1 protein-coding gene is annotated in these 9,628 nt (G+C 76.0%); it reads left to right on the forward strand.

What is annotated here, in order from left to right; translation table 11 throughout:
* Positions 1–35 precede the first annotated feature (35 nt).
* The coding region (locus CCN42_RS07110; RefSeq protein WP_245877179.1) for a non-ribosomal peptide synthetase at positions 36–9,628 on the forward strand (9,593 nt) is incomplete at its 3' end.

Consider the following 9,628-nt stretch of genomic DNA (forward strand, 5'->3'; position numbering starts at 1 on the left):
ACGCGTCCTTCCGGGAGGGAGTCCGCGGCCGTCCCGTGCCACTCCGCGTCCGTGAGCAGCAGGCCGGCGCGGACCTCCTCCCGGAAGGACGCGTGCTGCGCCCGGACGAGGACACCGCCGCGACCGCGGACCTCACCACCGTGCCGCGCGTGCACCCGGACAACGTCCAGTACCTCATGTTCACCTCCGGCTCCACCGGCACCCCCAAGGGCGTGGCCGCGCGGCAGCGGGACGTCGCCGCGCTCGCCCTCGACCGTGCCTTCGCCGGACACGACCGCGTCCTCGTGCACTCCCCGCACGCCTTCGACGCCTCCACCTACGAGCTGTGGGTGCCGCTGCTGCGCGGCGGCACGGCCGTCCTCGCCCCGCCGGGCGACCTGGACGCCGCCGCCGTACGCCATGCGATCACCGAGCAGGGCGTGAGCTGCCTGTTCCTGACGGTCGGCCTGTTCCGCCTGCTCGCCCAGGAGGACCCCGCCTGCCTGCGCGGCGCCCGGGAGGTGTGGACCGGCGGCGAGGCCGTGCCCGGCGCCGCCGTACGGCGCGTGCTGGACGCCTGCCCCGGCCTCACCGTCGTCGACGTGTACGGCCCGACCGAGGCCACCACCTTCGCCACTCGCCAGGCCTTCCGCGCCGGTGACGCGCTGCCCGCGACGCTGCCCATCGGCCGTCCCCTGGACGACACCCGCGTCTACGTCCTGGACGGCGCGCTCCAGCCGCAACCGCCCGGCGTGCCGGGGGAGCTGTACCTCGCGGGCGCCGGACTGGCCCGTGGCTACGCCGGACGCCCCGGCGCCACCGCGGCCCGCTACCTGGCCGACCCCTACGGGCCGCCCGGCGGGCGGATGTACCGCACCGGCGACCTCGTGCGCTGGAGCGCCGACGGCGAACTGCACTTCGTGGGACGCGTCGACGACCAGATCAAGATCCGCGGCTTCCGCGTCGAACCCGCCGAGATCGAGGCCCGGCTCACCGCCCACCCGGCGATCGCCGAGGCGGTGGTGTCGGTGTCACGGCACGAGGGACGCAAGCGCCTGGTCGCGCACCTGGTGCCGGCCCCCGGCGCGGCCGTGCCGCAGGCGGCCGAGCTGCGCGCCCACGTGTCCGGGGAACTGCCCGACTACATGGTCCCGGCCGCGTTCGTCACCCTGGCGGAGCTGCCCCTGACCGCGAACGGCAAGGTCGACCGGCGACGGCTGCCCGAACCCGAGTGGTCGGCGGCGGCCGACACCGCCCACCGCGCGCCGCGCACCGAGGCCGAACGGGTGCTCGCCGGCATCTGGGCCGAGCTGCTCGGCGTGGAACGCGTCGGCCTCGACGACCACTTCTTCATGCTGGGCGGTGACTCGATCGTCAGCATCCAGGTCGTCTCCCGAGCCCGCACCGCCGGGCTCGCGCTGACCCCGCGAGACCTGTTCCGCCACCCCATCCTCGCCGACCTGGCCGCCGCCGCGACCGGTGCCGCCGCCACCGTCGCGGGCACCGCCCCGGTGTCCGGGGAGGTCGCGCTCACCCCGATCCAGCACTGGTTCCTCGACGCCGAGCCGCCGCGCCCGGAGTACTTCGACCAGTCCGTGGTCGTCGAGACGGCCGAGGACGTCGACCCCGGCGCGCTGAACACCGCCCTGGCCGCGCTGTGGGCCCACCACGACGCCCTGCGCGCCCGCTTCACCCGCGCGGCGGACGGCACCTGGCGCCAGGAGTACGCCGCCGCGGACACCGAGGTTCCGGAGCTGCTGCGGGTGCACGACCTGAGCGGTGCGGACGCCCGCGCCGCCGAGCAGGCCGAGGCCCGCCTCACCCACGAGGCGCACACCGGCTTCCGGCTGGACACCGGCCCGCTGATCGCCGCCCGCCTCTTCACCGGCGCGGGCCGGACCCCGCGCCTGCTCCTGACGGCCCATCATCTGATCGTCGACGGCGTCTCCTGGCGCGTCCTGCTGGAGGACCTGGAGACCGCCTACCGGCAGGCCCGGACCGGCGAGCCGGTACGGCTGCCGCAGCGCACCACCTCCGTGCAGGAATGGGTGCGGCGCCTCACCGGACGCACCGGTGAGGCGGACCTCGCCGCGCAGCGCGCCCACTGGGCGGACGTCTCGCGGCACTGCGCCGAACCGCTGCCGGTTGACCTCGACGGCGGCAACACCGCCGCCGACCTGCGCGCCGTGACCGTACGCCTCGACCGGCAGCGCACGGACGAACTCCTGCGCAAGGTTCCCGGCGTGTACCGCACCCGGGTCGACGACGTCCTGCTGACCGCCCTCGGCCGCGTCCTGGCGGACTGGACCGGCCGCCGCACCGTCGCCGTGGGACTGGAAGGGCACGGCCGGGAGGACCAGCTCTTCGACGACCTCGACCTGTCCCGCACGGTCGGCTGGTTCACCAGCCTCTTCCCGGTCGCCCTCGACCTGCCCCAGAGCGACTGGGGCGCCGCGCTGAAAGCCGTGAAGGAACAGCTGCGGGCCGTGCCCGACCGGGGGATCGGCTACGGCGCCCTGCGCCACCTGGCGGGTGACGAAGGGCTCTCCGCCGCGCCGCTGCCCGGCATCAGCTTCAACTACCTGGGCCGGTTCGACTGGTCCGCAGCCGACGCCGCGCTGGTCCGGGCCGTTCCCGGCGGTCTGGGCGGCGCGGAGGACCCCGGGGCGCCGCGTCCGCACCTGCTGGACGTGGTGGCCCGCGTCGAGGACGACCAACTGGAGATCACCTGGCACTACAGCGGCGGCCGTCACCGCGAGGAGACCGTCGCCTCCCTCGCCGAGGGCATGCTGCGGTCCCTGGAGGAGATCGTCGCGCACTGCGCCGCCCCGCGGGCCGGCGGCCGTACGCCCTCGGACTTCCCGCTGGCCCGGCTCGACCAGGCCGCCGTGGACCGCGTCGTGGGCGACGGCCGCGGCGTCGAGGACGTGTACCCGCTGACCCCGATGCAGGCGGGCATGCTGTTCCACAGCCTCATGGACCCCCAGGGCCGCACCTACGTCAACCAGGTGCAGGTCGTCCTGCACGGCGTCACCGACCCGCACGCCCTCGCCGAGGCATGGCAGCGCACGGCGGACGCCAACGCGATCCTGCGCACCCGCCTGGTGTGGCAGGAGACCGCCGAACCCCTCCAGGTGGTGGAACGGCGGGCCGTCGTGCCGGTCACCCACCACGACTGGACCGGCTGGACCGCCGAGCGGCGCGCGCGGGAGACGGAGGCGCTGCTCGACGCGGACCGGGCGGCCGGGATCGACCTCGGCGCGGCCCCGCTGATGCGGCTCGCACTGATCCGGCTGGCACCGGACCGGGTGCGCATGGTGTGGACGTTCCACCACGTGCTGCTCGACGGCTGGAGCGCGGCCCAGGTGTTCGACGAGGTGTGCGAGCGGTACGCGGCCCTGACCGCCGGCCGCCGCCCGCGGGTGCCCGACCGGGCCCCCTTCGCCCGCTACCTGGAGTGGCTGGCCGCCCAGGACACCGCCCGGGCGGAACGCCACTGGCGCGACACCCTCGCCGGATTCGCCGTCCCCACCGAACTGCCCCGCGACCGGCGCCCCGCCGACGCCCACCGCGCGTCCTCGTCGGGCACGGTGCGGGTCGCCCTCGGACAGGAGGTGTCGGCGCGGCTGCGGGACACCGCCCAGCGGGCCGGGCTGACCGTCAACACGGTGCTCCAGGGCGCCTGGGGGCTGCTGCTGCACCACTACGGCGGCGGGGACGACGTCGTCTTCGGTACGACCGTGTCCGGCCGCCCGGCCGAACTGCCCGGCGTGACCTCCATGGTGGGCCTGTTCATCAACACCCTGCCCACCCGGCTGCGCATCGACCGGCGGCGCCCCCTTCTGGAGTGGCTGCGCGAGGTGCAGGCCGCCCAGTCGGAGTCCCGGCGGCACGACTTCGTCTCCCTCGCCCAGCTGCAGTCGTGGAGCGAGGTGCCCGGCGGTGTCAGCCTGTTCGACAGCATCGTCGTCTTCGAGAACTACCCGTTCGACGCGGGCGCCCTGGCCCGGCACGGACTCGCCGTCGAACAGGAACGCGACGTCGAGCCGACCAACTATCCGCTCAGCGTGGTGGTCGCCCCCGGCGACGACGTCACCGTGACCCTCGACTACGACCCGGCCGCCTTCGACGCGACCACCGTCGAAGGGATCGGCGCGAGCCTGCGCACGCTCCTGACCCAGTTCGCCGCCGCCGATGACGACGAGGCCGCCGGCCGCCGCCTGGCCGACCTGGCCCCGCTCGAACCCGCCGACGGACGCCGCCTGCTGGACCGTCTCGCCGGACCGGTGGCGAAGCTGCCGCGGTACACCGTCCCGGACGCCTTCGCGGCCCAGGCCGCCCGCACCCCCGACGCCCCCGCCGTCAGCGCCGGCGCCGACCACCTCACGTACCGGCAGCTCGACGAGCGCGCGGGCCGGCTCGCCCGCCTGCTGATCGAGGCCGGCGCCGGGCCGGAGCGGTTCGTCGCCCTGGCCCTGCCCCGCACCGCCGACCTGATCGTGGCGATCCTCGCGGTCCTCAAGAGCGGGGCCGCCTACCTGCCCGTCGACCCCGGCCACCCGGCGGAGCGCATCGCGTTCCTCTTCGAGGACGTACGCCCCGACGCGGTGATCACCTGCGCGGAGACCTCGGCGCGGCTGCCGGACGGCCCGTACACGCGCATCGCCCTGGACGACCCGGCCTGCGCCGGGCGGCTGGCCGCCGCGTCCGCCGCGCCCGTCGGAGACGGCGAGCGGCGCGCCCGGCTGCTGCCGGACCACCCCGCCTACGTCATCCACACCTCCGGCTCCACCGGCCGGCCCAAGGGCGTCGTCGTCTCCCACGCCTCGGTGGTGGCGCTGACCGACTGGGCCGCGGCCGAGTTCACCGGCCGCGGGCTCGCCCACGTGGTGGCCTCCACCTCGCTCAACTTCGACGTGTCGGTGTTCGAGATCTTCTCGCCGCTGCTGGCGGGCGGCCGGGTGGAGGTCGTCCGTGACCTGCTGGCCCTCGCCGAACGGCCCGAGCCGTGGCGAGCGGGGCTGCTCAGCGCCGTCCCCTCCGCCCTCGGCCGGCTGCTGGCCGAGGACACCGTGCGGGTCGGTGCCGACACCGTCGTCCTGGCCGGCGAGGCACTGCCCGCCCGCGCCGTCCAGCAGGTGCGCGCGGCGATCCCCGGCTGCCGGGTGATGAACATCTACGGCCCCACCGAGGCCACCGTCTACGCCACCGCCTTCACCTGCGACCCGGCCGACCCCGAGCGGGTCCCGCCCATCGGCCGGCCCGTCGGCGGCGCCCGCGCCTACGTCCTCGACGCCCGCATGCGGCCCGTGCCCGTCGGGGCGCCCGGTGAGCTGTACCTCGCCGGGACCGGGGTGGCCCGCGGCTACCTGAACCGGCCCGGCCTGACCGCCGCCCGCTTCCTCGCCGACCCCTTCGGCCCGCCCGGCAGCCGGATGTACCGCACCGGCGACCTGGTCCGCTGGACCGCCGACGGCGACCTGCTGTACCTGGGCCGCACCGACGACCAGGTGAAGGTGCGCGGGTTCCGCATCGAACTCGGCGAGGTGGAGGCCGCGCTGGCCCGGCACCCGCAGGTCGCCGGGGCCGCCGCACGGGTCGTGGAGCACGACGGCCACAAGCGCCTCGTCGGCTACGCCGTGCCGCGCGCCGGCGACACCCCGGCACCGGCCGATCTGCGGGCGTTCCTCGCCCGGACCCTGCCCGACCACCTGGTCCCGGCGGCCGTGGTGCCGCTGGAGCGGCTGCCGCTGGGCGCCACCGGCAAGCTGGACCGGCGGGCCCTGCCGGAACCGGTGTGGTCCGCGGCCGTCACCACGGAGGACACCCGGCCGCCGCGGACCGCCACCGAGCGGACCCTCGCCGCGATCTGGTCGCAGGTGCTGGGCGTGCCCGAAGTGGGCGCGACGGACAACTACTTCGCGCTCGGCGGGGACTCCATCCTCGGCATCCAGATCGTCTCCGCGGCGCGCCGGGCCGGACTGACCCTCACGCCCCGCCACCTGTTCCAGCACCAGACGATCGCCGAACTCGCCGCGGCGGTCGACGAGTCACCGGTCTCCCCGGCCACCGCCACGGCCGACCAGGGCCCGGTCGTCGGGGACGTCCCCCTCACGCCCGTACAGCACTGGCTGTTCGACACCCTCACCGGCGACCCGGCCCGCTTCACCCAGGCGGTCTCCTTCGAGGTGGCGCCCGACACCGACGAGACACCGCTGCGCGCCGCCCTCGCGGCGGTACTGGAGCAGCACGACGCGCTGCGCATGCGCTACGAACCGGCCGGTGACGGGCAGTGGCGGCAGCTGGGGACCGCGCCCGGCGCCGACCCGCACCTGGAGGTGCACCACACACCCGAGGAGCCGGCCGCCGTCGCCGCCCGCCTGTGCTCCGCGTTCGACCTGGCGCGCGGGCCGCTGCTGAAGGCCGCCCTGTGCCACCGGGACGGCGACCGGCCGCCCGTCCTGCTGCTGGCCGCCCACCACCTGGTCGTCGACGCGGTGTCCTGGCGGGTGATCCTCGAGGACCTCGACACCGCCCACCGGGCACTGCGCGCCGGCGAGACCCCCGACCTGGGGGCGAAGACGACCTCCTTCCGTGACTGGGCCCGGCGCCTGGCCGCGCGCACCGCCGACGGCGGCTTCGACGACGAGATCGCCCACTGGAGCGCCCTGCACCCGACCGCTCTGCCGGCCGACCTCCCCGGCGGCAACACCGCCGCGGACGAGGAGACCGTGACGGTGAGCCTCGGCGCCGAGGAAACCCGCCGGCTCCTCCAGGAGGTGCCCGACGCCTACCGCACGCGCGTCAACGACGTCCTGCTGTGCGCGCTCGGCCGGGTCCTCGCCCGCTGGACCGGACAGGACCGGGTGGTCGTCGCGCTGGAGGGCCATGGCCGCGAGGACCTCTTCGACGACATCGACCTCTCCCGCACCGTCGGCTGGTTCACCACCATGTTCCCCGTGGGCCTCGACGTGCCCCGCGACGCCGGCCTCGGCACCGCGCTGAAGACCGTCAAGGAGAACCTGCGGGCCGTACCGCGTGGGGGAGTGGGCTACGGCGCGCTGCGGCACCTGCACCCCACGGCGGGGCCCGAGCTGCCCGCCCTGCCGCAGGTGGGCTTCAACTACCTGGGGCAGCAGGACTGGAACGCGGCCGGGGACGGTCTGCTGCGGGCGCCCCACGAGGGCCTGACCGGCGGCATGGACCGCTCGGCGGACCGGCCCCACCTCATCGACGTGCTCGGCCGGGTCACCGACAAGCGGCTCGAGTTCATCTGGTCGTACTCCCGCCGGGTGCACCGGCACGACACCGTCGCCCGCCTCGCCGAGGAGACGGCGGAGGAACTGCGCCGAATCGTCCGGCACTGCGCCGAGCCCGGCGCGGGCGGCCGCACCCCGTCCGACTTCCCGCTGGCCGCCCTGGACCAGACCGCCGTCGACCGGCTCGTCGGCGACGGGCACGACGTGACGGACGTGTACCCGCTCACCCCCACCCAGACCGGCATGGTCGTCCACGGCATGGACGAGCCCGGCGAGGGCCTGTACGTCGAGCAGATCACCTTCGTCGCCGACGGCGTGCGCGAACCCGCCCTGCTGGCCGGCGCCTGGCAGCACGTCGTGGACGCCACGCCCGTCCTGCGCACCGCCGTCGCCGTGGGCCGGGGCCCGGCCCCGCTGCAGACCGTGCACCGCCGCGTCACCCTGCCCGTCACCCAGCTCGACTGGAGCGGCCTGGACCCGGCGCGGCGGGACACCGCACTGCGGCGGCTGCTCGACGAGGACCGCGCCCGCGGCATCGACCTGGACCGCCCCCCGCTGCTGCGCGTCACACTGATCCGGCTCGGCCCGGACGAGGTGCGCGTGGTGTGGACCTTCCACCACGTCCTGCTGGACGGCTGGAGCGTCTTCCACGTGCTGTCGGACGTACTTCAGGCGCACGCCGCGCTCGCCGCCGGGACCGAGCCGCGGCTGCCGCGGCGGCGGCCCTTCGCGGACTACGCCGCCTGGCTGGCCGGACGGGACACCGCCGCCGCCGAGGAACACTGGAAGACCGTTCTCGCCGGTCACGCCGCGCCCACCCCGCTGCCGTACGACCGCAGGCCCGCCCCGGGCGCCGCCGCCAGGTCGGGCACCTGGCTGTCGCAGCGGCTCGACGCGGACGGCACCGCCCGGCTGACGGACTTCGCCCGCCGCCACCGGCTCACCCTCAACACCCTGGTCCAGGGCGCCTGGGCGCTGCTGCTGGCGCGCTTCAGCGGCGAGCGGGAGGTCTGCTTCGGCACCACCGTCTCCGGCCGGCCCGCCGACCTGCCGGGCGCGGACACCATCACCGGCCTGTTCATCACCACCCTGCCCGCCCGGGTCACCGTGGACGAGTCCACGCCGTGCGCCGCCTGGCTGAGGGAGCTGCAGGCCGCCCGCGCCGAGGACCGGCGCTTCGACCACGTGCCGCTGACGGACCTCCACCAGTGGAGCGCACTGCCCCCCGGCACGCCCCTCTTCGACAGCCTGCTGGTGTTCGAGAACTACCCGGTCGGCGACGCCACCGCCGGCGCGCACGGCGTGCGCGTGCGCGACCTCGACGCCCGCGAGGCGACCAACTACCCGCTCACCGTGGTGATCTCGCCCGGCGACGAGCTGACCGTGGAACTCGGCTACGACCCGCGGTACTTCGACGAGACCACCGCCCGCGCCCTGGCCGACCGGCTGACGCACGCCCTGACGGCGCTCGCCGGCACGGAGGACCGGACACCCCTGCACGGGGTCGACGTGCTGCCCCCCGGCGAACGGCACCGGCTGCTGCACGGCCCTGCCCGCCCGCAACTTGCGCCGCCGTCCCCGGCGACGCTGCCCGCGCTGATCGAGGCCGCCGTCGACCGGTGGCCCGACCGGCCCGCCCTCGACACCGGGGAGCCGCCGCTCACCTTCGCCGAGGCGGAGGCGCGCGCCAACCGGCTGGCGCACCGGCTCATCGCACGCGGGGCGGGGCCCGGCGCCATCGTCGCGCTGGTCCTGCCGCGCTCGGCGGACATGGTCCTCGCCCAGCTCGCCGTGGCCAAGGCGGGCGCCGCGTTCCTCCCGGTCGACCCCGGCTACCCGGCCGAGCGGGTCGCGCTGATGCTGCGCGACGCGGACCCCGCCGTCACCCTCACCGCCGAGGAGGTCGCCGGCCTGCTCGCCGCACCGCCCGACGGCACGCCCGGCCACCGGCCCACCGACACCGACCGCGTCCGCCCGCTGCGCCTCGACGACCCGGCGTACGTCATCTACACCTCCGGTTCCACCGGCATCCCGAAGGGCGTCGTCGTCACCCACCGGGGACTGGCCGCGTTCGCCGCCGCCGAGGCCGCGCACTACCAGGTCCGCGCCGGGGACCGCGTGCTGGCCTTCGCCACGCCCAGCTTCGACGCCTCCGTGCTCGAACTGTGCATGTCCCTGCCGCACGGCGCGGCCCTCGTCGTACCGCCGCCCGGCCCACTGCTCGGGGCCGAACTGGCCGACGTCCTGCGCACCGCGCGCGTCACGCACACCCTGCTGCCGCCCGCCGCGCTCGCCACCCTCCCGCCGGACACCCCCGGCACCCTGCCGCACCTGCGCACCCTGGTGGTCGGCGCGGACGCCTGCCGGGCCGAACTGGTCACCCGGTGGGC

This window comes from Streptomyces glaucescens (assembly GCF_002154375.1).
Lineage (GTDB): Bacteria > Actinomycetota > Actinomycetes > Streptomycetales > Streptomycetaceae > Streptomyces > Streptomyces glaucescens.